Annotated in this window: 21 protein-coding genes; 9 read left to right on the forward strand and 12 right to left on the reverse strand. The window is 50.7% G+C overall.

Going from position 1 to position 25020, the window contains the following annotated elements:
* Window positions 1-128 precede the first annotated feature (128 nt).
* Genes dacB through pmrB form a run of 3 tightly spaced genes read left to right on the forward strand, consistent with a single transcriptional unit; the run spans window position 129 to window position 3298 of the window.
* Window positions 129-1562: a serine-type D-Ala-D-Ala carboxypeptidase gene (dacB, locus tag Z042_RS00960; RefSeq protein ID WP_024912447.1), complete on the forward strand. Its 1434-nt coding sequence runs from the start codon at window positions 129-131 to the stop codon at window positions 1560-1562.
* 12 nt (window positions 1563-1574) lie between these two features.
* The gene (pmrA, locus tag Z042_RS00965; protein ID WP_024912446.1) at window positions 1575-2237 is read left to right on the forward strand and encodes a two-component system response regulator PmrA; all 663 of its coding nucleotides are present in this window, start codon (window positions 1575-1577) and stop codon (window positions 2235-2237) included.
* The gene (pmrB, locus tag Z042_RS00970; RefSeq protein ID WP_024912445.1) at window positions 2234-3298 is read left to right on the forward strand and encodes a two-component system sensor histidine kinase PmrB; all 1065 of its coding nucleotides are present in this window, start codon (window positions 2234-2236) and stop codon (window positions 3296-3298) included. The genes pmrA and pmrB overlap by 4 nt, the downstream gene beginning before the upstream one ends.
* Window positions 3299-3351: 53 nt before the next feature.
* On the opposite strand, the gene cgtA is transcribed toward pmrB, so the two are convergent.
* From cgtA to rplU, 4 genes are all read right to left on the reverse strand, one after another.
* Window positions 3352-4512, reverse strand: a complete 1161-nt coding sequence (cgtA, locus tag Z042_RS00975; protein ID WP_024912444.1) for an Obg family GTPase CgtA — start codon at window positions 4510-4512, stop codon at window positions 3352-3354.
* A gap of 16 nt (window positions 4513-4528) precedes the next feature.
* Entirely contained in the window at window positions 4529-5500 is a 972-nt protein-coding gene (locus Z042_RS00980; RefSeq protein ID WP_024912443.1) for a DMT family transporter, read from the reverse strand.
* Window positions 5501-5606: 106 nt separating this feature from the next.
* Window positions 5607-5864, reverse strand: a complete 258-nt coding sequence (gene rpmA, locus Z042_RS00985; RefSeq protein ID WP_004933559.1) for a 50S ribosomal protein L27 — start codon at window positions 5862-5864, stop codon at window positions 5607-5609.
* Between the two features lie 17 nt (window positions 5865-5881).
* Window positions 5882-6193, reverse strand: coding sequence for a 50S ribosomal protein L21 (rplU, locus tag Z042_RS00990; protein ID WP_004955927.1), 312 nt, complete (start codon window positions 6191-6193; stop codon window positions 5882-5884).
* 269 nt (window positions 6194-6462) lie between these two features.
* On the opposite strand from rplU, the gene ispB reads away from it, so the two are divergent.
* The gene (gene ispB / locus Z042_RS00995) at window positions 6463-7434 is read left to right on the forward strand and encodes an octaprenyl diphosphate synthase (RefSeq protein WP_024912442.1); all 972 of its coding nucleotides are present in this window, start codon (window positions 6463-6465) and stop codon (window positions 7432-7434) included.
* 252 nt (window positions 7435-7686) lie between these two features.
* Here ispB and Z042_RS01000 read toward each other — a convergent pair whose 3' ends face one another.
* Window positions 7687-8043: a DNA-binding protein gene (locus tag Z042_RS01000; RefSeq protein ID WP_024912441.1), complete on the reverse strand. Its 357-nt coding sequence runs from the start codon at window positions 8041-8043 to the stop codon at window positions 7687-7689.
* 182 nt (window positions 8044-8225) lie between these two features.
* Here Z042_RS01000 and Z042_RS24685 point away from each other — a divergent pair, with 182 nt between their 5' ends.
* Window positions 8226-8486, forward strand: a complete 261-nt coding sequence (locus Z042_RS24685) for a helix-turn-helix domain-containing protein (protein ID WP_071882777.1) — start codon at window positions 8226-8228, stop codon at window positions 8484-8486.
* 290 nt (window positions 8487-8776) lie between these two features.
* Here Z042_RS24685 and Z042_RS01005 read toward each other — a convergent pair whose 3' ends face one another.
* Both Z042_RS01005 and mdh read right to left on the reverse strand, forming a co-directional pair.
* The gene (locus Z042_RS01005; protein WP_024912440.1) at window positions 8777-11791 is read right to left on the reverse strand and encodes an autotransporter outer membrane beta-barrel domain-containing protein; all 3015 of its coding nucleotides are present in this window, start codon (window positions 11789-11791) and stop codon (window positions 8777-8779) included.
* A 587-nt stretch (window positions 11792-12378) separates the two neighbouring features.
* Window positions 12379-13323 (reverse strand): malate dehydrogenase, encoded by a 945-nt coding sequence (mdh, locus tag Z042_RS01010; protein ID WP_024912439.1) that lies wholly within the window; start codon window positions 13321-13323, stop codon window positions 12379-12381.
* 473 nt (window positions 13324-13796) lie between these two features.
* Here mdh and argR point away from each other — a divergent pair, with 473 nt between their 5' ends.
* Window positions 13797-14267, forward strand: a complete 471-nt coding sequence (gene argR / locus Z042_RS01015; RefSeq protein WP_024912438.1) for a transcriptional regulator ArgR — start codon at window positions 13797-13799, stop codon at window positions 14265-14267.
* Between the two features lie 383 nt (window positions 14268-14650).
* The gene (gene yhcN, locus Z042_RS01020) at window positions 14651-14914 is read left to right on the forward strand and encodes a peroxide/acid stress response protein YhcN (protein ID WP_024912437.1); all 264 of its coding nucleotides are present in this window, start codon (window positions 14651-14653) and stop codon (window positions 14912-14914) included.
* Window positions 14915-15061: 147 nt separating this feature from the next.
* On the opposite strand, the gene mpl is transcribed toward yhcN, so the two are convergent.
* Window positions 15062-16441 (reverse strand): UDP-N-acetylmuramate:L-alanyl-gamma-D-glutamyl-meso-diaminopimelate ligase, encoded by a 1380-nt coding sequence (gene mpl / locus Z042_RS01025; RefSeq protein WP_024912436.1) that lies wholly within the window; start codon window positions 16439-16441, stop codon window positions 15062-15064.
* Window positions 16442-16610: 169 nt separating this feature from the next.
* On the opposite strand from mpl, the gene fbp reads away from it, so the two are divergent.
* Window positions 16611-17615, forward strand: coding sequence for a class 1 fructose-bisphosphatase (gene fbp / locus Z042_RS01030; protein ID WP_024912435.1), 1005 nt, complete (start codon window positions 16611-16613; stop codon window positions 17613-17615).
* A 51-nt stretch (window positions 17616-17666) separates the two neighbouring features.
* Here the strand turns inward: fbp and Z042_RS01035 are convergent, their stop codons facing one another.
* Window positions 17667-18233 carry a tyrosine-protein phosphatase gene (locus Z042_RS01035; RefSeq protein ID WP_024912434.1) on the reverse strand — a complete coding sequence of 189 codons (567 nt, stop codon included), beginning with the start codon at window positions 18231-18233 and terminating at the stop codon, window positions 17667-17669.
* 248 nt (window positions 18234-18481) lie between these two features.
* Between Z042_RS01035 and ppa the strand changes: the two genes are divergently transcribed.
* Window positions 18482-19009 (forward strand): inorganic diphosphatase, encoded by a 528-nt coding sequence (gene ppa / locus Z042_RS01040; protein WP_024912433.1) that lies wholly within the window; start codon window positions 18482-18484, stop codon window positions 19007-19009.
* 52 nt (window positions 19010-19061) lie between these two features.
* Here ppa and Z042_RS01045 read toward each other — a convergent pair whose 3' ends face one another.
* Genes Z042_RS01045 through tamA form a run of 3 tightly spaced genes read right to left on the reverse strand, consistent with a single transcriptional unit; the run spans window position 19062 to window position 24916 of the window.
* Window positions 19062-19412, reverse strand: coding sequence for a gamma-glutamylcyclotransferase family protein (locus Z042_RS01045; RefSeq protein WP_024912432.1), 351 nt, complete (start codon window positions 19410-19412; stop codon window positions 19062-19064).
* 3 nt (window positions 19413-19415) lie between these two features.
* Window positions 19416-23183: an autotransporter assembly complex protein TamB gene (gene tamB, locus Z042_RS01050; RefSeq protein ID WP_024912431.1), complete on the reverse strand. Its 3768-nt coding sequence runs from the start codon at window positions 23181-23183 to the stop codon at window positions 19416-19418.
* Entirely contained in the window at window positions 23180-24916 is a 1737-nt protein-coding gene (gene tamA, locus Z042_RS01055; RefSeq protein WP_024912430.1) for an autotransporter assembly complex protein TamA, read from the reverse strand. The genes tamB and tamA overlap by 4 nt, the downstream gene beginning before the upstream one ends.
* Window positions 24917-25020 lie beyond the last annotated feature (104 nt).

Here is a 25020-nt window from a genome sequence, read left to right on the forward strand (position 1 = left end):
CTAAGTCGGAATCGATTTTGCATTTTAAGAGGCATTTTAGCGTAGAGTTCCTTAAGGGTCATCGTTTACTTTCTCCCTTAATGCACCGTAGTATGGCAGCATGTTATCCAGCGGTTGCCCTCAAGATTATGCGTTTTTCACGAATTGTCAGTGCATTGGCCTGTGCATTTATCCTTAATGTAAATGCGGCCCCGGTTGAAGATTACACACAATATCTGCCTGATGGGGCTAACCTTGCCCTGATCGTTCAGAAGATTGGCGCCACCACGCCAACCATTGATTATCATTCACAGCAAATGGCAATACCGGCCAGTACTCAGAAAGTGCTGACAGCGCTGGCAGCCTTATTACAACTCGGGCCTGATTATCGCTTTACCACCACCTTGGAAAGCCAGGGCAACATCACAGATGGTGTGCTGCGCGGTAATCTGATCGCTCGTTTCAGCGGAGATCCAACGTTCAAACGTCAGAGCCTGCGCAACATGGTGGCAGTGCTGAAAAAACAAGGAGTGCGTGAGATCAGCGGCGATGTCCTGATCGATATCTCTGTATTTTCCAGCCACGATAAAGCTCCAGGCTGGCCCTGGAACGATCTGACGCAGTGTTTCAGTGCCCCGCCAGCAGCAGCGATTGTGGATCGCAACTGCTTTTCGGTCTCACTTTACAGTGCCCCAAACCCCGGCGAAATGGCTTTCATCCGTGTAGCATCGTTTTATCCGGTCAATATGTTCAGCCAGGTACGCACGCTGGCAAAGGGTTCCGCAGATGCACAATACTGTGAACTTGACGTAGTGCCGGGTGAACTCAACCGTTTTACACTGACCGGATGCCTGATGCAGCGCAGTGAACCTCTGCCTCTGGCTTTCGCTATTCAAGATGGTGCCAGTTACGCTGGCGCAATCCTGAAAGATGAACTGACGCAGGCAGGTATCCAGGTTAACGGCCACCTGAAGCGCCAGACCGTACCTGGCATGACCGGAACGGTGATTGCCCAGACACAATCGGCACCGCTGCATGAATTGCTGAAAATCATGCTGAAAAAATCCGACAATATGATTGCTGATACCGTATTCCGCACCATTGGACATGAACGTTTTGGCGCACCCGGCACCTGGCGTTCAGGTGCTGACGCTGTGCGCCAGGTGTTGCGCCAAAAAGCCGGGGTGGATTTAGGTAACAGTATTGTGGTCGATGGCTCTGGCCTGTCACGCCATAATCTGTTAGCTCCCGCGACCATGATGCAGGCACTGCAATATATTGCCCAACACGACAGCGAGCTAAACCTCATCTCGATGTTGCCATTGTCCGGCTACGACGGCACTTTGCGCTATCGTGGCGGGCTGCATGAAGCGGGGGTTGATGGTAAAGTTTCCGCCAAAACTGGTGCATTGCAGGGGGTGTATAATTTAGCGGGCTTTATCACCACCGCCAGCGGCCAGCGTTATGCTTTCGTGCAATATCTGTCAGGTTACGCAGTGCCGCCGGAAGATCAGAAACAACGCCGCGCGCCGTTGGTCCGTTTCGAAAGCAGGCTGTATCGCGATATTTATCAGAATAATTGAGGAGCAATCAGCATGAAGTTACTGATTGTTGAGGATGATGAGCTGTTGCAGCAAGGCCTGGCGTTGGCATTATCCAACGCAGGCTATGCCTGCGATTACGCTACCACGGCCTCTGAGGCCAGCAGCTTGCTCGTCACCAGCCAATACAGCATGGTGCTTCTGGATCTTGGCCTACCGGATCTTGACGGTGCCAGCCTGCTGCGCCAGTGGCGCCGCCAGCACATCAGCATACCGGTACTGATCCTGACTGCGCGCGATGCCTTGGAAGATCGCGTTGATGGCCTGGATGCTGGTGCCGATGACTATCTGATCAAACCCTTTGCCTTGGCTGAACTGTTGGCACGGGTACGCGCGCTGATTCGCCGCTATCAAGGCCACAGCGATAACCTGCTGCAACAGGATGACCTGACGCTCAATCTCTCCAGCCAACAAGTGTACCTGCAACAACAACCGGTGGATGTGACCCCGAAAGAGTTCGCCATTCTGTCACGCCTGATGATGCGCGCCGGCCAAACCGTTAATCGCGAGTTGTTGCAGCAAGACCTCTATACCTGGAATGATGATTTAGGCTCCAACACCCTCGAAGTTCATATGCACAATCTGCGCCGCAAACTGGGTAAAGATCGCATCCGCACCGTACGCGGCATCGGTTATCGCTTGGAACCTTCATCATGATCAGCATGCGCCGCCGTCTGCTGCTGATGCTGGCGCTGATCCTTCTGGTTACCCAGCTTATCAGTGCGTTTTGGTTATGGCATGAGAGCCAGGAACAAATCAGTTTCCTGGTAGACGAAACCTTATCGGCGAAAGTACGTAATGAGCGGGTCGATACCGAAATTGCTGAAGCGATTGCTTCATTGCTGGCCCCGTCGCTGATCATGATGCTTGTGACCCTGTTAGCCTCTTTCTGGGCTATCAGTTGGATTATCCGCCCGCTTAATCAGTTGCAGGAACGCTTAGAGAAACGCTCCGCGGATAATCTGACGCCATTACCTGCCAGCAGCGACAGCCTGGAAATGATGGCGGTAACCAATGCGTTGAACCAACTGTTCTCTCGTCTCGATCACACCATTCAGCAAGAACGCCTGTTTACTGCCGATGCCGCCCATGAGTTGCGCACACCGTTGGCGGGTATTCGCCTGCATCTGGAACTGATGGAACAGCAAGGGATTAAAGAAAGTAAAATCTTGATTACCCGCATCGACCAATTGATGTACGTCATCGAACAATTGTTGATGCTGGCGCGCGCCGGTCAGAATTTTGCCAGCGGCCATTATCAGCAGTTTGACTGGGTAGCCAACGTCATTACACCATTGCGGGAAGAGTTGGAGGAATTGGCTGCTCAACGCGGGCAAAAACTGCTGTGGCAGTTGCCTGCTCAGGCATTCACGCATGGCGATCCGGTTCTGCTACGCCTAATGCTGCGTAATCTGGTAGAAAATGCCCACCGTTATGGCCCTAAAAACAGCACCATTCACGTTCAGCTCACACCACAGGATCGCGGGCAGCGCTTGCGGGTAATAGATGAAGGACCAGGCGTTAAACATGAGATGGCCGGAAAGCTGACGCAGGCATTTCGCCGGATGGATCAGCGTTACGGCGGCAGTGGTCTTGGATTGAATATCGTGATCCGAATTATACAGCTGCATCAAGGGTATTTGACGCTGGAAAACCGTACCGATGCTAGCGGCCTGGATGCCCAATGCTGGATACCTGATAACGTATTGAGCCAATGAAAAGGGCTTAGTATCACTAAGCCCTTTTATTCACTCTGATCATACTAAAGAAATTATTTTTGATAGATGATTTCGACGCCTTCATCGTCATCTTCATCCCAATCGTCTTCCGCTTCAGCTTCCACCTCCGCGATTTGCTCACGATGGTAATCATCCCACATAAACTCGACTTTCTCTGGCGCACTTTCTTCAATCGCCATCGCTTTCGGTTGGGTATTGATAAAGTTCATCACGTCCCAACACAGCGCATTAACTCCTGCACGGTTAGCGGCGGAGATCATATAGTACTTACCTTCCCAGCCCATGCCTTCTACAATCGCTTTGGCACGTTCAGCGGCTTCTTCCTCATCCAGCAGGTCAACTTTATTGAATACTAACCAGCGCGGTTTTTGGGCCAGATTCTCGCTGTATTGATGCAGTTCATTGATGATGACCTTGGCATTCTCTACTGGATCAGACTCATCTATCGGTGCAATGTCCACCAAATGCAGCAACACACGGCAACGCTCCAGGTGTTTAAGGAAGCGAATCCCCAGACCAGCCCCCTCTGAAGCACCTTCAATCAGCCCTGGGATATCGGCAACCACAAAGCTCTGCTCACTGTCCATACGCACCACGCCGAGGCTTGGCACCAAGGTAGTGAATGGATAGTCCGCCACTTTAGGTTTGGCAGCCGATACCGCACGTATAAACGTCGATTTACCTGCGTTCGGCAGCCCCAGCATACCAACATCAGCCAGCAACAGCAGCTCCAGCAGGATGTCACGCGTTTCACCTTTAGTACCCAAAGTTTTCTGGCGTGGAGCACGGTTTACCGAGGATTTGAAACGGGTGTTGCCTAAGCCGTGCCAGCCGCCCTTTGCCACCATCAGACGCTGTTGATGGCGGGTCATATCACCCAGGATCTCGCCAGTGCCCTGATCTTGCACACGCGTTCCCACCGGCACTTTAATCACAATATCTTTACCGCGTTTACCCGTGCAGTCACGGCTCTGGCCGTTCTGACCACGCTCGGCACGGAAAGATTTTTCAAAGCGGTAATCAATCAGGGTATTCAGGTTTTCATCAGCCAACAGATAGACATCGCCACCATCGCCACCGTCACCACCGTCCGGCCCACCGTTCGGGATGTATTTTTCACGGCGGAAGCTGACGCAACCATTACCACCATCACCTGCAACGACCAGGATCGTCGCTTCATCTACAAACTTCATTTACCGTCTCCGTAAATCATTCACCAGATTGCTTCAAAGAAGCCACCAGGTGGGGTTCTGCCCGTCGCGGCCACCAACGGTGACCAATTGCGGAAAACATGGCACCCGCAACCACCACGAAAGCCCCGATATAACCGACAACATTCAATGTCGGGGCAGCGAATACCTGTGGCCATGCCAGCGCCAATAAATCTGAAAACAGCAGGGTGAACAGCGGAGTGAGCGTGACTAATGCGCTCACTTGCGCTGCCTGCCAACGTGCCATTGCCTCGGCCAATGCCCCATAGCCAATCAACGTGTTAGCGCCACAGAACAACAGACAAACCAGTTGCCAGTGGCTGAGTTGGAAAATCGCCTCTGGCTTAGCCAGCGGAAATAATGCAATCGCACATAAAGTGTACAACATGACCAGAATCTGGGACGAAGCTAATCGGCGTAACAACACTTTCTGAGCCACCCCATAGGTGATCCAGACCAAAGCTGCACACACGCCCAACAGAACACCAAGGGTGTAATCGGTCAGGCGAGTAAAAATTTCAATGAGGCTGACGTTGAAAAACAGCACCAGCCCACAAATCAGCATTAATGCCCCGATCACCTGGGTGGTACGCATCCGTTCTTTCAGGATCAGTACGCTGGCGAACATCATGCCAACGGGAGATAGCTGGCCAATCACCTGTGATGCCGTCGGGCTAAGGTATTGCAGTGAAGAACTGAAAAATACAAAGTTACCCAGCAACCCGGCCGTGGCAATAATGAGCAACAGCAGCCAGCGCGGCTGACGAAACATCTGCACTGGCGGTAAACGCCCGCGCACCGCCAGAATCATACCCAGGCCGATAGCCGCCATGGTAAAGCGATACCAGACGATGGTAAACGGCTCCATCACCTGTAAAACTTCCTTCATCGCAATCGGTAATGCTCCCCAACAAACTGCGGTGGTGAGTGCCAGGAAAATACCCATACCTGCCTGCTGTTTTGTTTCCATTTTTCCTAATGCCAACGCATCTGCGGCTTAAAGTAGGGTAGGTATAAATGTAAAAAGCCCCGCAATGAATTGCGGGGCTTACATCTATTTCGTCAGGCTCGAAAAATTATTCAGCTTCGATGCTGATGAATTTACGATTGCTCGGGCCTTTAACTTCGAATTTGACTTTACCGTCTTTCAAAGCAAACAGAGTGTGGTCTTTGCCGCAACCCACGTTAGTACCCGCGTGGAATTTAGTGCCGCGCTGACGAACGATGATGCTGCCTGCCAGTACTGCTTCGCCGCCAAAGCGTTTCACGCCCAGACGTTTAGCTTCTGAATCGCGGCCGTTACGAGTCGAGCCGCCAGCTTTTTTGTGTGCCATTAATCCGCTCTCCTAACTTAAGCGCTGATGCCGGTGATTTTAACGTCAGTGAACCACTGACGGTGGCCCTGCTGCTTACGGTAGTGCTTACGACGGCGGAACTTAACAATCTTAATTTTCTCGCCACGACCGTGAGCAACGACTTCAGCTTTGATCTTACCGCCATCGACGAAAGGAACGCCGATTTTGATATCTTCGCCATTGGCGATCATCAGTATCTGGTCAAACTCAACCGCTTCACCAGTTGCGATGTCCAGCTTTTCCAAGCGAACGGTTTGACCTTCGCTTACTCGGTGTTGTTTACCACCACTTTGGAAAACCGCGTACATATAAAACTCCGCTTTCCGCGTACCCAACTGTTTAGTACAGAGCACGCTATAAATATTCACAATAGGGCGCGAATTCTACGCAATAATCCCCCCTATGACAAGAGCTGAATAGGGCTGGAAGATGAAAAAAGAAGAAAAAAAGCACAGTTTCTTTCATGGCGTTTATCTGAAACGTTTTTCAAGTACAATCATGAAACAGTTACCGTCATACTATCGATATGCGCAGCGATATCATCGCGGTTGAAAAGAGACACAGCTGAAAAAATATAATGAACCTAGAACAAATTACTGAATTAACCGCACAAGATATGGCGGCCGTGAACGCAACAATTCTCGAACAGTTGAGTTCCGATGTCACACTCATCAATCAACTTGGCTACTACATTATCAGCGGTGGTGGTAAGCGTATTCGCCCGATGATTGCCGTTCTTGCAGCACGGGCGTTGCACTATCAGGGGGATAAACACATCACCGTGGCAGCCCTGATCGAATTCATCCATACCGCCACCCTGTTGCACGATGACGTAGTGGATGAGTCTGATATGCGCCGTGGTAAAGCTACGGCCAATGCAGCCTTTGGCAACGCCGCCAGCGTGCTGGTTGGTGACTTCATCTATACCCGCGCCTTTCAGATGATGACCAGTCTGGAATCATTGCGCGTGCTGGCAGTGATGTCTGAGGCCGTCAACGTAATTGCCGAAGGCGAAGTGTTGCAGCTGATGAATGTGCGTGATCCTGACATCACAGAAGAAAATTACATGCGGGTGATCTACAGTAAAACAGCCCGTTTATTTGAAGCAGCAGCTCAATCAACGGCCATTCTTTCTGGCGCCAATGAAGCCGAGGAAAAAGCACTACAGGACTACGGCCGCTACCTGGGTACTGCTTTCCAGTTGATCGACGACCTGCTTGATTACAGTGCTGACGGGGCCACTCTAGGCAAAAATACCGGTGATGATCTCAATGAAGGCAAACCTACGTTACCTCTCTTGCATGCCATGCACCATGGTGATGCAGAACAGTCTGCGATGATCCGCAAAGCCATTGAACAGGGAAATGGCCGCCATCTGTTAGAACCGGTTTTGGCTGCCATGCAGGCGTGTGGTTCTTTGAGCTACACCCGCCAGCGTGCTGAAGAAGAGGCAGATAAGGCGATCAGCGCATTACACGTATTACCCAAATCCCCACATCGTACAGCACTGGAAGCCTTAGCACATTTGGCGGTTCAGCGTGATTTTTAAGAAATCATAATTTCTTAAAATTCAAGCAGGCCTGTATATTACAGGCCTATTAATTTTCTGCATTAATCCGTTCCAATAGACGAATAAGTAATGCCCATCCGTTAGCCATGTCATTCCTATTACGGTTACTGAAACAAGAAAATGATGAGGTAGCACACTCAAGGGGGGCTTATTGACCTCAAGCGAGGTAAAACAGGGAGCACGCAGAAAGCGATGTTCTGTACTACGCCATACTGGGGTGCCATCACCGCATTATGGATTATTTTGTCCGGCAATCCACGCCAACAAACCACCGACACCTTCACGCATCAGAAATGCCATCACCATTGCTCGCTCACTGTCTGACAGGTGGTAATAATATTCAATCCAGACGGCTAACAGTTCCTGACGCTCCACATCATAGACTGCCGGCTCCTCTCGCAATATCAACACATTTCTGACGTTGGCTGGCAAGCTGTCGATATGATATTCCAGCGCCTTTCCCTGAACGCCCTTGCGGCGGCGGCTGACCCAGCCTTCGCGCCGTGCCATTAAATTGATTCCCTGTGTTGAGGAAGGTAATCCTGTGATGCCTGTAAGCTCCTTGGCGGCAAACCACTCGTTTTTCATAGCCATCATCTCTGGACAATAGTGTAGCAAAGCCGACTTTTTCAGAAACCATAAGGTGTTTTTTAGAAACTTAATGGTATTCTAATTTCTGAATAAGCGTTTCATGTTGTTCAAACGATTAATTCTGACCTGTTAGTTATACCACTAACAGAACTTTCTCTAATCAAAAAAGGAATGTAAACATGAATTCACGGAATCCAGACTGGCACCCAGCAGATGTCATCGCAGCGTTGAAGAAGAGAGGAACAACATTGGCAGCGGTCTCACGCGAAGCAGGATTAAGCTCATCCACGCTGGCCAACGCGCTTTCACGCCCCTGGCCAAAAGGAGAATGGTTGATTGCCGACGCATTGAATGTTCACCCAGCAGAAATTTGGCCAAGCCGGTATTTTGATCCGCATACACACCGTCTACTGGATAGAAAAAGCCGTATCAAACCATGAGACGCATTAAAAACCGCCGGAGCACAGCCCGGCGGTAATGGTACGGGCATTGCCCGTTATGAGAGAGGCTATTCAGTGTTTGCCCATTTTCTCAGGGCATCCGGTGAAATTCTGAGTGGATGATACATACGGTCGTTCGGCGTTTATGTATTAATTTAATCAATGACTCTCTTTCTGATGATTCAGGACCGAGCGTTTCGCAGATGCTCAGCGTTTGCGTTTAGATTTCGATATGAGAACAGTGGGGGCAGCCACCAAGCTTTCACGGCTGCCACACCTTTCTTCATCGTTCAGAAACGCCAGGCAAAGCCGGCGTTGACGCTATTATCCTGATGATTCTGCGACAATAAACCACCGTAGCCCAACGACAGCGTGGCGTTGTCGTTCACCGCTACCTCAACTCCAGCCTTCAACACCATGCCGTCACGCGAAACCGGCACACTGTTCACCACGAACGGCGCACTGCTGCCGTTGAAGCGTAATCCAATACCTCGCTCCCGTTCCCCGAACTGATGCTGCCAACCCAGCTCGCTGCGCAACGCTATCGTTGTACCTTTGCTCACCTGCCACTCGGTATCCGCCCTCAACCCCAGCGTTGATACCATCGCATCGGTGTGCTGCTGGCCACCACGCAGCGCTGCCGCCCCGCCATTTTCCGCGATACCATTGTTTTTGAAGTTGCTGTACGCCAGATTCGCGAACGGTTCCAGATTCACCCACTGGTTTTTTACGCTATAGCCCGCTTCTGCGAACAACTGTTCAGTCCGTGCACTGTACTTCGCTGCATCATGATCTGATTGCACCCCATACTTCACCGAGCGCGTGGTATTGATGCGGTGCCAGGTGTAACCTCCTCCCGCCCGCAGCGCCAGCGCACCGAACTGCTTGCCACCATATGCCGCCAGATGGTAATTGTCGCTGTCCGCATCCGCGCCATAGCCACCGTTCAGTGAGGTTCGGGTATAACCGGCCGCGCTTCCCAACCACCAATCGTTCGCCAACGTTGAATCCAACCCCAACAGCACCCCATCCGTTGAAGCTTGATACCCAGTCGCGTTGGCGTCGCCGGATGCATGGTTCCAAACCTTCAGCAGTTGTGCCCAGGCACCGCCCTCATTCGCCTTGATGCCCAGTGAATTGGTTAGCCCTTCCGCTTGGCGCAAGCGCCCATTCAGTGCTTCCCGCAGATAGTGGCTGTCATTCACCAGCACCGACGTGATATCCGCATGAATTTGGCCCGACAATTGGCGGAATGCCTGCCGTGCGCCCCCTACGGTACTACTATTGAGGATACTCTCGTACACTGGGTTGCCTGCCGCCAGCGCATCCGCTGCTGCTGCTGTTGCACGCTCATTCTGCGTCTGCGCCACGCTGGCGAAGGCTGTATCATTGCGCCCGACGTGCAGCATCACCTGAGTTGGCTGATAGTTCAGCCCGGTACCAAGAAACAAATAGTTTGGTGCCACTGAATCAAACCGCCCGTTAACCCCCTGCTGAGCACTCAGGATGTTATACTGCTGGCCCAGTAAGCTATGTACTTCGCTTTGCAACAGCAAATTACTGTTGTTTTCCAACGATACCGCCACTTCACCACCGTCTATCACTGCTGAACCACCGCTTTGGATCCAATCGCTACGCCCATTTGGCCCCACTTCCACCGCATAGTGCGAACCTGGCTTGAAGCTGACGTTGTTGGTCACGCTCAGCGTGCCGATCGAGTTACCCGGTGCGATGGTGCTGCCACTATGGGCAATCAGCGAACCAACGCTGCCGGAACCGGCGAGTATTCCCCCGCTTTGCACACTAACGTTCGAGGAAACAGAGCCATTAACGATCAACGAACCTTGATTAATGAGGGTCGGTCCAAGGTAGGTGTTTTCTCCAGTTAACTCCAGGGCACCTGCTCCCATTTTGGTTAAACCGCCATGCCCGTCAATATCATTTATCCAATTATCATAACCACATTCAACACCGCTACAGATGCGTTCATTACTGGTTCCAGACTCAACAACCGCGCCAATACCAGGAATGTTGGCTATAAATTGCGTTTGCGTATAGGAACCATTGATATATAAATCTTCTGGTATATCAGCGGCGGTGACAAACATTTTCGGGCCATCAATCGCACTTCTTAAATTAAGTTTCCCCCATCCATATACCACATCAATTCCTTTTTCACCAAGATCGGTGGCTGTTGTAAGCAACACCGTAGCTATTTGAGACGCGGTCATATATGGAAACCGTTGCATCAGTACGGCCGCAGCACCTGAAACCATAGGAGCCGCCATTGATGTTCCGGTTTTCAATCCGTAGGCTGGTATTATATTTTTCTCACCCGTTTGAAAATAGTGCTCGTAATCCGTTTGTGCAGTAGCACTATAAATATCAGTACCCGGTGCAGAAATACAGTAACTTGCCGTATATCCACAGCTGGTGGATGAAGTATCCAGTTCGTCATCCACAGTGAGGTTAGCTGCGATAATAAAATTATTGAGTACATCTGGAAAGAAATACGGAATGGATGGGGTCAGGAAAGGCACATTATAGTTATTGGCATTACCTGCCGCGAACACTACTAGTTTGTCCGCACGCGATGCACGTAGTAATGCTGCATATGTACCTATTAGGCTCTGATTGGATGGTGATATCGGGCTTTTACTTAATGTATCAATAGCAACAACATCATCGAACGATAATATATCTATAGAATCTTGCGCTGTGGTTTGTACGTAAAACGGTCTACCATTGGGCAGGATTATAGGGCGACCATCACTATCCCTATGGATAGGAATGTCAGTCCCCCAACTATTATTAAACACGCGCACATTACTTTGTATCAGCCTTTCAAAATAATTATTATTTGAATTTAGGTACTTAGCTGAAACCAGTCCTGAATTATAAGCTACCCCATGCATCTCTTGTCCATTACGGGCCGCTGCGGCTATCCCTGCTACATGTGTTCCATGGTCACCAAAAATAAATTTTCCCAGATTTGGGAAATCCTCAGCACCCGAAAAGTTATATGGCTCAGCGACATCAACTTGATTGAGTTTCCCTTCAAATGCTGGGTGAGAGAAGACAGCCTCATCAAATATACCGATATTAACGCCTTCGCCATTATAACCTCTTGCGTAGGCATAATGAGCACCGATAGATTCCAGCCCCCATTGACGTTTAAATTCCTCTGTCATCCAGCTATCTGGTGAGCCTGCTCGTGCAGTTTCTGTATAATCCCCAGCCGATAAAGCGCTGAAAGAAACCAATACAAACAAAAAACCATATTTTTTACATAGCACGTCTCTCATATCGATAATATTCCTTGTGATTCTTATTAGCTTGAGAGATGAATTTTGCTGCCTTTTTTTATGAAAGCAAACATATAAAGGAAGAATGTGTGAGTTGTTTATTAAGCGTTAAGGGAGTAGTGCCATTAGAGCGCCTGATTCTGACATAGAACATCGGCCAGACAATAAATGCTGGAGCTAAGCATTCGCTTGAAACTATACGCCCATAGCGAGCCTGCAATATATTGGGTATCAATCACTAAACAAACCCAATTTAAACACAACCAATATATCGCCAGTTGTGACTGGTCATTGCTCAAATTCGCAGGCAGGAAAAAGGGCATTGAAAGCGTATGGGTAATAACTTGTCAGCATGAGTATCTATTACAACTTTACCCTGCCGTCGTGATTACTACGAAAATATAAAACTACCCGGAATATCTGGAAGAGGATTTATCAGGAAAAGCCGTTTGTGGCCTAAACGAAGATGGCTTCTTGGGCTACGAGAGGAAAAAATCGAACCAGAAGCGAAAACTGCTGGGCTTACGCTCTGATCAGATGCAAGCCCAGCAAGTAGCAAACGGGTCAAAATTCTGGACGGTTCTTACTTACGGCCCCGTATTGATAAATTTTTCACCTAGTTCGATATCTTTGTGCAGGACATCCAGCATCTCATTCAATGCTTTCTGTTCAAATGCGCTCAGGGAACCGATATCTTTGCGTTCTTCCACACCATTAGTGCCCAGCACTAATGGTTGTGCGAAGAACCGGGCATATTTGCCATCGCCTTCAACATAAGCACATTCTATAACGCCTTTTTCACCACTCAACGCACGTACCAGAGACAAACCAAAACGCGCCGCAGCCTGCCCCATGGACAACGTGGCTGAACCACCACCGGCTTTGGCTTCAACCACTTCAGTACCCGCGTTCTGGATACGTTTAGTCAAATCAGCCACTTCCTGCTCGGTAAAGCTCACGCCGGGGATCTGCGACAGTAAAGGCAGAATGGTGACGCCTGAGTGACCACCGATAACCGGCACATCCAGCGCTTCCGGCTTTTTGCCTTTCAGTTCAGCCACGAAAGTGTTGGAGCGAATAATATCCAACGATGTTACGCCAAACAGTTTGTTCTTGTCGTAAACCCCGGCTTTTTTCAGCACTTCTGCTGCAATCGCTACTGTGGTATTCACCGGGTTGGTGATGATACCGATGCAGGCTTTCGGGCAGGTTTTAGCGACTTGTTCGATCAGATTACGCACGATACCGGCATTCACATTGAACAGATCTGAACGATCCATACCAGGTTTGCGCGCAACACCAGCAGAAATCAGCACCACATCAGCACCGTGCAGCGCAGGCGTTGCATCTTCACCACTGAAGCCTTTGATTTTTACTGCGGTTGGGATATGGCTTAAGTCAACGGCAACACCTGGAGTCACAGGGGCAATATCGTAGAGGGAGAGTTCAGAACCTGAAGGAAGCTGGGTTTTGAGTAGAAGAGCGAGGGCCTGACCAATACCACCGGCAGCACCGAGAACTGCAACTTTCATCCTAATACTCCTTTTATTTTATTATCTTAAATATAAAAGCACCGTGAATTCTTTAGTCTTGGACCTTAATTTATTGCACCTTTAAAAACAACCTGTTAGCAGACTGTTTGAAAACTAGCGCCATAAAATGGCCCATATCGCGATTATTTTAGATTAAAAAGCTTACGCATTAAGGGCATATCGCACACTAATCACAAATAATGAGAGATTTTTCACGAACAAATTAACCGGTCGTTACATTACACCCTTACATAACATCAGAACAACATCATTTTTATAACATTTTCTTTACCAGAAAGCTGACTCGTTTCCTTAAGAAAAGAGCATATTCATCAAGTCATGATTTTGTTAAAATGCAGGGCTACTCCCTATTTCCCCAACGTTATTATTTTTCTCTTCGTGGCCTCGTATAGCATAAAAATTCATTTATATGCATAATCATGGCATCCATTATCAACATTCTACGGTGCAAAATGCGTAATCCCGCCAAGCAGGAAGATCTGATCAAAGCGTTCAAAGCGTTATTGAAAGAAGAGAAATTCAGTTCTCAAAGCGAGATCGTTTTGGCGCTGCAAGAAGAAGGCTTCGAAAACATTAACCAATCCAAAGTATCACGCATGCTGACCAAATTCGGGGCCGTACGCACACGCAATGCCAAAATGGAGATGGTGTATTGCCTTCCGGCAGAACTCGGTGTACCAACCACGACCAGCCCGCTGAAAAATCTGGTACTGGATATCGATCATAATGATGCCATTGTGGTCATCCGCACCAGCCCAGGGGCTGCACAGCTCATTGCGCGTTTGCTGGATTCATTAGGTAAATCCGAAGGGATTCTGGGTACTATTGCTGGGGACGATACTATTTTTGTTACCCCAGCCAACACATTTACCGCACGGCAGCTCTTTGAAGCCATTCTCACGCTGTTTGAACAAGAATTATGATGTATTCCGCTAACAGAGCAGGGTTGATTGCCCCGTTTTGTTAGCGCTCCCCAATTGCCTTATCACGCTGAAAACGGCTTCTCATCGAACCTGCAGCACATTTTCATGGCATTTTTATGAAGCATGAGCGGTGTCTTGCAATGTTTCGCACTTTTAATCAAATTCATTCAACCAACTGAAATTACATATATTTAATAAAAAAAGAACGTTTTATACCCGTTTTTTATTCCATTGAGTTATTAAAACCTTCATTGAACAAATAAAGTTTCACTAGCAAATATTAGTTTGCTATTAATTTTTCAGATAACTACGCCTATACTCATTTTCGTGACGTAAATCACATTTAACTGTGAACAACAAATAAATTACGATGAGGTTAAATCATGAAAATTAAAACTACCGTAGCAACAATGAGTTTCCTGTCTATGCTTTCTTTTGGCTCATTTGCAGCACAACTGGTTGATACGCCACAGGCAGAAAGCCTGCAATCTGCCGGCACGATTACCGTGAGCGGTGTGGCTGGCGCACCTTCCGATATCAGCCAAGCACTGTCTGATAAAGCTGACCAGCAAGGGGCGAAAGCGTATCGCGTGATCGAAGTTCGTAACGACAACAGCTTCCACGCCACGGCGGAAATTTATAAATAACCCCAAAGGTGACATTTACCGAATTACCCTCGCCAATGCCACTGCCGAGTTCCCAAGTAAATGCCACGTCGTTCTACCCGAACTATCCCATTGCCCTCGTTCGCGAGGGCATTTTATCGGCGCCAAAAAGTTCGCCTGCAATAATTTTTAGTAAACGTCTTTCGGCTCAGCCTTGTTGGCCAAAGCGGCCAGCAGCTTATTGTGAATACCGCCAAAACTCCCGTTGCTCATTACCAAAATATGGTCACCCGGTTGTGCCGTTTTGACAATCATCTCCACCAGCGTATCAAGATCGGCATGCCAATGTGCTGGCTGCACACAGGCATCAGCAACTTCCCCCACCAACCAGGGAATATGATGAGGCTGAAACAGGAACACTTCATCGGCACGGCCAAGCGAAGGAGCCAGCTCATTTTTGCTGATCCCCATTTTCATGGTATTGGATCGAGGCTCTAATACGGCCAGAATACGCGCGGTGCCTCCTACCTTGCTACGCAGCGCGGCCAGCGTGGCAAGAATGGCGGTAGGATGATGAGCAAAATCATCATAAACCGTTACGCCATTGGCTTCGCCACGTAATTCCAGGCGACGACGAGCGTTGATGAAATCACCTAATGCACGACAAGCATCCACGGGCTGCACCCCCACGTGACGAGCAGCGGCGATAGCCATCAGGCCATTGTGCATATTGTGTTCACCTACCAACGCCCAGTTAACCTCACCTACCTTCTCGCCATCGAGGAAAACCTCATAATGGCTGGCATCCGGGGCCAGCTTGTGCGCACGCCAGGCCCCTTCGTCACCCACCAGCTCCTGTTCGCTCCAGCACCCCATCGCTATCACCTGTTTCAGATGCGCATCGTTATCCGGCAAAATAATTTTGCCTTTCCCCGGCACCAGGCGCACCAGATGGTGGAACTGTTTCTGGATGGCTTTCAGATCGTCAAAAATATCCGCATGGTCAAACTCCAAGTTATTCATCACCAGCGTACGTGGGCTGTAATGCACAAACTTGGAACGCTTGTCAAAAAAGGCACAATCGTACTCATCAGCCTCAATCACAAAGAACGGGCTGCTACCAAGGCGGGCAGAAACATCAAAGTTGCCCGGCACGCCGCCGATCACGAAGCCCGGCTGGTAGCCACAAGCCTCCAAGATCCAGGTGACCATCCCAGCGGTGGTGGTTTTACCGTGCGTACCAGCCACCGCCAACACCCAGCGATCGCGCAGCACTTGATCATGTAGCCACTGCGGGCCGGAAACGTATGGAATCCCTAATTCCAACACGGCTTCTACACAAGGGTTTCCACGGATCATTGCATTGCCGATAATCACCAAGTCCGGCTTGGGTTCCAGCTGTGCCGGGTCATACCCCTGGATCAGTTCGATCCCCTGTTTTTCCAGCAACGTGCTCATCGGAGGGTAAACGTTAGCATCAGAGCCAGTCACCTCATGCCCTAGCGAACGCGCCAACATCGCCAACCCACCCATAAAAGTGCCGCAGATCCCAAGAATATGTATGCGCATTAGGTTTCTCATTTAAGTGCATCGATTTAGTGCTTATTCTAACGCTGAGAATCGCCTAGAAGAAATGGATTTGCCTATGAATGACGCAATGCTTTGGGCTACACTGCTGACGAAAACGTTGGCGGATTTTAACAAACCGCTATCCATCCGTAGATTCAGGGATTGTGTCATGAAAACGTTAGGCGAATTTATCGTCGAGAAACAGCACGACTTCTCTCACGCCACCGGCGAGCTAACCGCGCTACTTTCCGCAATTAAACTGGGTGCCAAAATCATCCACCGGGATATCAACAAAGCAGGTCTGGTTGATATTCTGGGGACCAGTGGCATTTCTAACGTACAGGGCGAAGTTCAGATGAAACTGGACTTATTCGCCAATGAAAAACTGAAAGCTGCTCTGAAAGCACGCGGCGAAGTTGCGGGTATCGCTTCCGAAGAAGAAGACGATATCGTGATATTCGAAGGTGAGCGGGCCGAAACCGGCAAGTATGTGGTGCTGATGGACCCGTTGGATGGCTCATCCAACATTGACGTCAACGTCTCAGTCGGTACGATTTTCTCTATCTATCGCCGCATTACTCCGATTGGCACGCCTGTCACTGAAGAAGATTTCCTTCAGCCAGGCAGCGCCCAGGTTGCTGCTGGCTACGTGGTGTATGGTTCATCCACCATGTTGGTGTATACCACTGGTTATGGCGTGCATGCTTTTACTTACGATCCGTCTCTAGGGGTGTTCTGCCTCTCTCACGAGAAAGTGCGTTATCCAGAAAAAGCCTGCATGTATTCCATCAACGAAGGCAACTACATCAAGTTCCCGCTTGGCGTGAAGAAATACATCAAATACTGCCAAGAGCAGGATGAAGCGACCATGCGTCCGTATACCTCACGCTATATCGGTTCACTGGTTGCCGACTTCCACCGCAACCTGCTGAAAGGCGGCATCTACATTTATCCAAGCACCGCCAGCCATCCACAAGGCAAGCTGCGCCTGTTGTATGAATGCAACCCGATGGCATTCCTGGCTGAACAGGCCGGGGGAAAAGCCAGCGACGGCAAAAGACGCATTCTGGACATCATGCCGGAAAAACTGCATCAGCGTGCTCCGTTCTTTGTCGGCACCAAATCAATGGTAGAGGACGCAGAACGCTTTATCGCTGATTTCCCAGACGAATAAGTCATTGTGCGTTTCCCTGGCAGCACGTTCCCTGCTGCCAGGGTTGTGACCTTAGCCCGCTGGCGCACCGAATACACGTTGTTGTATCTGGCTAACATCAACATCGCGCACATAACGCGCAATACCGCCGTAGTAGCTTTCGTGATAACCATATTCTGGCTTCCTCAGTTCAGCCAGTACATCCACTTTAGCCGCATGTTGAAACACCAACCGATACATGGCCACAATCAGCCCGGTACGATCGCTGCCGTGCCAGCAATGGACCAAGACCGGTTTCTGCGCAAAGCGAATTTCCCGTAACGCATTCACCACCAGATCGTCATTGATAACGGCAGCATTCATTTTCACCCGGCGCAGCACCAAGTTTGTCCCTTTGGCTTCACCGTCATCATCATTCCACTGGCGCAGGCTGAGAACCGTTTTGATACCGCTGTTTTCCAGCGCCTTCATCTGCATCAGATCAGGCTGAGAAGAACGATACAAATCCAAGGAAACCTGATGGTAGTTTTGCGGCAGACCGGAAACCGTAGCGTTAACGGCTTGGCTAAATATCAAGACAGCAGAGGCTGCCAGTAAACACACTCGATAAGATATTTTATTTTTTCGGCTTCGCTGCATAACCAAACTCCATTTATCGGTTCTAATAGCTGCGTAATATACCTGCACCAAAAGTATTTCATAGATGGTAATACATCCGTCGCCAAAATCGGAGATAACCACGCCCGGCAAGGCACATTCACAAGCCCAACCAGGTAAAAAACGCAAGGGATGGAACGGCTGTCAGTCTGAAAAATGGGAATACTTTAGGAGTGTTTTAGCTATAATAGCTACCACTCCGTTTCTGGTTTGATTAAAGGAAAATCGACATGAGCTTGAATCTGGTCCCTGCTGGCAAAGACCTGCCGGAAGACATCTACGTCGTTATCGAAATCCCGGCGAACGCCGACCCAATCAAATATGAGATCAACAAAGAAACCGGCGCGTTATTCGTTGATCGTTTCATGTCTACCGCGATGTTCTATCCGTGCAACTATGGTTACATCAACCATACCCTGTCATTGGACGGTGACCCGGTTGACGTATTAGTGCCCACTCCATATCCGCTGCAACCTGGCTCAGTGATCCGCTGCCGCCCGGTTGGTGTGCTGAAAATGACAGACGAAGCCGGTGAAGATGCGAAACTGGTTGCAGTGCCGCACAGCAAACTGACCAAAGAATACGATCACATAAAAGATGTGAACGATCTGCCTGAGCTGCTAAAAGCGCAGATTACTCACTTCTTTGAGCACTACAAAGATCTGGAAAAAGGCAAATGGGTGAAAGTGGATGGCTGGGCAGATGCCGCTGCCGCTAAGGCTGAAATCGTCGCCTCTTTCGAACGAGCCAAGAAATAATTTCCACCTGTTCAGATGGAAAAACGCCGCTCAATGAATGAGCGGCGTTTTTTTATGGCTGTTCGTCAAGGCGATTCAGCCAGTCACCGCATTCGATCCGTGGAAAATTCTCTACGCTGTGTTTATACAGGTAGATCCACGCACTACCATAAGGCGTCTGAATCAGTTCGCGCTTATAGTCTTTGGTATTACTTTTTAATTCATCCAGCTCTGCCAGAATCGATGAGTTAATACGATACACTTCACAATGTATCGTTCCCTCTCCAGGGATCGCCGCTGGGTAATGGCCCAGATTATAAATCTGATAGCCTTCAAGCTCATGTTCACCCAACCATTGGGCGTTAGTCATCCAATGACTATTTCCCTGTTTGCGGCGTAAACTGCCGTAGACAATTATTCGCATAACTCAAAACTCAAACTGATAGAGCACATCCAATGCCTGGTCAATACCAGACACCGCTTCCAGATACAACCTAGGCATCAGGCGGTATCGCAACGTCAGCGTGGCCAATGAGTCGAATATCCCCACCCCATATTTTACTTGTAAGCCAGGGAGAACATAGCCGCTCACTACTACCTGAGAGCTGTCACCGACTCCCTCGGTATCAAGGGCCAAATTACTTACGCCAAACGCCTCGCCGATTTTACCCACAAGTTGACCACTTTGTGCAACCCCCATACCAATTAACATTGAAGTCATGGCGTTGCCATCCGCACCAGAACTGCCCAACCCCTGGCCACGCAGCAGGTACGATAACGCTTCCTGTTGAGATAATGTCGGGTCAGAGAACACTTCCAACCTCGGCGCATCCGCCATGCCGGTCACCCGCACCCCTGCGGTCACACCATCCTGGGTTGCATCCGGGTTACGGATCGCTTCAATATTCAGCAACGGCTGATCGGGCGGGCCGGAGAACAGTAACTGGCCTTTGCGCACGATCAGATCCTGCCCATAAGCGTGGAAACGCCCCGAAGGGATGTCAATCTGCCCATTCAGGCCCAGCCCATTTCTATCCTGCACCACCCTCAGGTTACCGCGCAGCATGGCTTTCAGGCCAAAGGCATCCAAGCGCACGTCGTTGCCAATACGCACCGTCAGGTTACTGTTAATCGGGATCGCCGCCGTTGCCGGTTGAATCGGCCTCAGCTGATTATCGAGCATCACTTCATCACGTGAAACACCTACTGCACTTTCCGGCAATTCCTGCACCGTGATGCGTGCCCATGGAATATCAACCGAACCGTTAAGTGAAAACAGCTGCGGTGTAGCTTCAAACACCAGATCCGGTGAAACATCAATGCGCACCATCGGTGGGATCGTCACCCGTAACTGATTGCCTTTGGCTGCAATGCGCGCTCGCCAAGCATCGATATCGCGCCAGTCTGCATCACCCACCAGATTCAGTTGCCCATGAGTGGTACCGAGCAGGCCTTCTAACGTTGAGGTCATACCGTTGAAATTCACCGCCAGGCGGCCTTCGGTCATATCAAACGGCATCCAGTGGCCGGTGATGACGGCCCTATCCAACGCCAGGCGGCCAAACACCAGCGGGTTATGTGCGTTCCCCCCCAATTGCAAATTGGCATTCAACACCCCTGAGGCTTTCTCGCCCTGCGTCAATATCGGTTGCAGCAACGCCAGCGAGATATTGGTGATATTCACATTACCGCTGATATTACGGCGTACCTGTGGGTCGGTGATCTGAATATTGCCGTTGAACTGCCCGTTATTGACCAACTTGATCAGCCAGTCAGCCTGCATCCGGCCATTGTTCAACCCCGCATTGAAATTGAGCGTCTCAAACGCAATCGGCAACGCGGCCCCCTGCATCTGCTGCACCACTTTCACGCTGTTGCCCACCAGCGAGACTCTTGCCTGCGGCAACGCCCCCCCTGGTTGCCAACTGACCTCTGCCCGGCCACTGAATACGCCACTCAGCGCGGTTTCCGGGCCCAGGAACGGCTTAATCATTGCCAGATCAAAACGGTTGAGCACCACGCTGGCTTGACCACTGGCTCCAGCGTCAATGGTTCTTGGCACGCACAGCTCAGCATTAGGGTTAACCCAACAATGCGGCCCAACGCTGACTCTCTGCTGTGCATTCAGATAATCCAGCGTGATGGAGCGGGTCAAACGCCATTCACCGACAGGCGTGTCGAACTGGGTATGGCTGAGATCGCCACGCCAACGCTGCTGCTGGCGATCAAAACCCCCATTCAGCTGAAGCTGGCCGGAAACCGGCGAGCCTTCAATGTTCAGCTGTAACCGGTGTTGGCGCTCGCTGCCCCTGGCATCTAACGTCAACAGGTTGACCTGTAATGCATCCTGTTTCAGTTGTTCAACCCGCACGGTCAACTGCCCTTGGATCTGTTCTGCGGAACGCACATCGCCGTCCACCTTGACCCGATTGATATGCAACGCCTGCCATTGCAGACCAAGCGCGGTCAGATCCGCCAACAGTTGTGGTGCTTGTAGGTTGCCACGTAACCTGAGTTGGCCCCTTACCGTTCCCCCCAATCCTGGCAGGGCACCATCCAGACGCGGTGCATCAATATTGGCATCCAGATTCCAGTTTTTCTCATCGAGTTGGCCTTTGGCACTGAGCGTATTGCGCCCCAATGCCAGTTCAATACCGGGAACCCGCCACTGCCCAGCCGCATTACCGCTGAAAGAGCCACGCGCCGAGACTTGGTTTTGCTTCACATTGCCATCAAGCTGCAATACCGGCACCTGCAATTGCCAACTGCCGCCGTGCAAACTGCCTCGGGTGGTGATGTTGCCATCCAGCCGTGCTGGCCACTCCGGCCATTGCTTGGCGGTGTTGATGCCGTTGAGCGTTAATTGTGATGTCCAACTGATGGCTTTTTGCCAATCCACCAGCGCGGTGAGATCGGCATTGCCCTGCAACGCCGCCACGCGCAAACGTTCGAGCCGGAACTGTTCCAGATTACCTTTGCCATCCAGCGTCATCACCGCTGGCGGCAGTTCCTGGCCCTGGAGATTAGCGCGCATCGACAGCGCATAATCAGCCGCTTTGCCGTTGAGGCGCAGGCGGAAGTCATTCGCCTGATACTGTGCTTCCCCGGTCAACGGCCATTTCAGCCGTTGGCTTTGCAGCGTCAGGGCCAGCGGCAACCCAGCAGTAGCCAGTTGGGTTTGCACATCAAGCTGCGCGCTGACCGGACCAGAGAGATTAAGCGCCACCTTTAATTCTTCACGCAGCGCGCCACCAAGATTAAGCTTCAATTTCTCGCCTTTCAGCGGTTCGATATTCAACGCACTGTTAATCGTCATATCAACGGGCCAACTGCCGCTCAGCGTCGCCTGGCCCTTAGCCGAAAGCGTCCCCTGTGGCGATGCCACGTTGAAACTATCCAGTTGAATATGCTGCGCCTGAGAGCTCAGTTGCAGCAGCAAATGGGTGATCGACACGTCGTTATCACCGGTCAACCGCAACTGCTCACCGTTGATTTGCTCGGCAGTGATATCCAGTGGCAAATGAATTTCTGGTAAATCAGGTAACAAGGGTTTGTTAAACAATGCTTGCAGCGTTTCCGCCAGCGGCTTTTCTTCCGGCGGCGATTCCGGTGCAGAAACCGCTTCGGGTAATGGATTCACCGGCGTTTTTGGCAAGGCAACCAGCAAAGAGTCGATTGAGGTTGGCAACAAAGTTAACGCCCGTTGCTGCCACCGTGCGCCGCTGCGGAATTCTCCAAGCGAAATCGCGGTATCGTCCACGCTGACCTTCACGTTATTCAAGGCTAACAGACGCAATGTGATCGGATACGGCGTACTGAGCTCGGTAAGCGGTTCACTGGTTTCAGTTACCGGTGCAGCAGGAGGCAATTCGGCGGTTTTCACCACCACATCCACATCCTGGGCAGTCAACGCATTGATACACAGTGAACTGCGTTTCAGGCAGGAAAGATCAAGCGACAGGTGGAATTGCCCAGCGTTAACCGCTACCCCTGGCATCCGGTATTGCACACCTTTCAGCGTCAAATCACGCCAACCGCCGCTGACCGAGGCGATTTCCAGCCCTGGCACCCAACGCACCGCACCGTTGATCACCATATGCAAGCCAGTGGTAGTGCCTAGCAGGAAGGCCACGGTTCCCACCAACAGCAGCAACAGGATCAAAAATCCCAGGCAAATCTTTTTCACTAGGCTCATAGTTCAGGCCCCAAACCGATATAAAACTGTACCCCATGGGTTTCTTGATCCCCAATCGGGGCCGCAATATCCAGTTTCACCGGCCCTACCGGCGACTGCCAGCGCACGCCAACGCCTGCACCGGTTTTGATATCACGCTCTCTGATATCGTTAACCGCCTCCCCTGAGTCAACAAACATCGCCCCCCACCAACGCCCCGTCACGTTATATTGGTATTCCAGTGAACCCGTCAGCATTTTGGAGGCTCCGGTCAGCTTACCGCTGTCATCACGCGGAGAAATGCTCCTGAATTTATAACCACGGATGCTGCGATCGCCCCCGGCAAAGAAACGCAAATCTGGCGGCACCCGATCAAAGTCATTGGTTTCAATCCACCCTACCTGGCCACGAGCGACAAAGCGGTGCTTCTCCGCCAGGCTGCGGATCCAAACGTTTTGTGCCTGCATCAATGCAAAATCAACGTCAGAACCCCAGGTGGTATCGGAAACATCCAGAGAGTACCGTTGGCTATCCCCCCAGACCGGCATCAGCCCTCCGCGTGCCCGCGTGCGGTTAATCGTGGCACCGGGATAAAGCAGCATCGTGGTGTTGGTTACTCTGGCTTGCGTAAAGTGGTCCAAACGCCAGCTTAATGTTAATGCCCGCTGCCAACCGCTGGAGAGATCCCAGTTGCGTGAAACCACCATTTTGGTACTGTCGGATTCGGTGTCGTTCAGGTCTTCACGTTTAAAACCCGCCTGTAACAGATAATACTGTTCAAGTGGGCTTCTCAGTAAAGGAATACGGTAGGTCAGATCCAGCTGCTGTTCCGGTGCTGAAATACTGGCGCTGGTTGTCAGGCTGTGACCACGGTCATTCAGCCACGGCTTGCGCCAGGTGCCGCGCACACGCGGGCCGATATCGGTAGAGAAACCGCCCCCCATCTCTATAATATTACTGTTACGCGGCGTCACCAGCGCATCTAGCGGTAAAACCCGGCTCTCTTTGGCATCGTGAAAATCAGGGGACACCACCACCGAGTTAAACCAGTTGGTGGCGGATAAACGGCGGTTCAGCTCAGCGAGATCGTCCGAGCTGTAATAGTCTCCCTGCCGAAAGGGCAACAGATTTTGCAAGTAATCCTCACGGATTTGCGAGCCTTGAAACCTTACCTTGCCGAAGTGGTAACGCTGGCCGCTGTTGAAGTCGATATCCCAGAATGCCTGATGTAATTCATCTGCCACACCCAACTGGCTTTTAACCATTTCCGCATCAAAGTAACCTTTGCGCAAGGCCAGGCCAGTCAGCGAGTTTCTAAAGCTGTCGTATTTACCGTGGTGCAGGATCTCACCCACCGTCGGGCGATTATTCCTGACCAGATTGAGATAGTCTTCATCCGTTTGCGCACCGCCTTCCAGGCTGATATTGGCGCCGGCAAGGCGTACCGGTTCACCGGGATTAACCTTGGCATACAGTACCGGGCGCGACAACGTCGGGCGATCATCCAGTGTGAAATCAATGGTCGGATGATAGTATCCCAATGGCCGCAGGCCCTGGCGGATAGCCGCATCCACCCGAGCGCGAAACCGCCCTTCGGCACTGACTTCTTCCTGCGTGATCCCCGACAGGCGCACACGGACGTTTCTTTCCAACTCCCCACTCAGGCCTTGAACCTGTAGCCGCACATTCGCCGCAAACACCGCTGGCGCCGCGAACAACATACATAAAACGCAAAGGACACGGTATCGTGGCACACGTTCTCCTTAGTTTATTTTATTTTCCTGCCAATACCGTTGCTCCGGGCCAAGGAAGACCGAATGACCTTTTCCCCAGACGCTGCGTGTCAGGCATCTTCTGT

This window comes from Chania multitudinisentens RB-25 (assembly GCF_000520015.2).
GTDB classification, from domain to species: domain Bacteria; phylum Pseudomonadota; class Gammaproteobacteria; order Enterobacterales; family Enterobacteriaceae; genus Chania; species Chania multitudinisentens.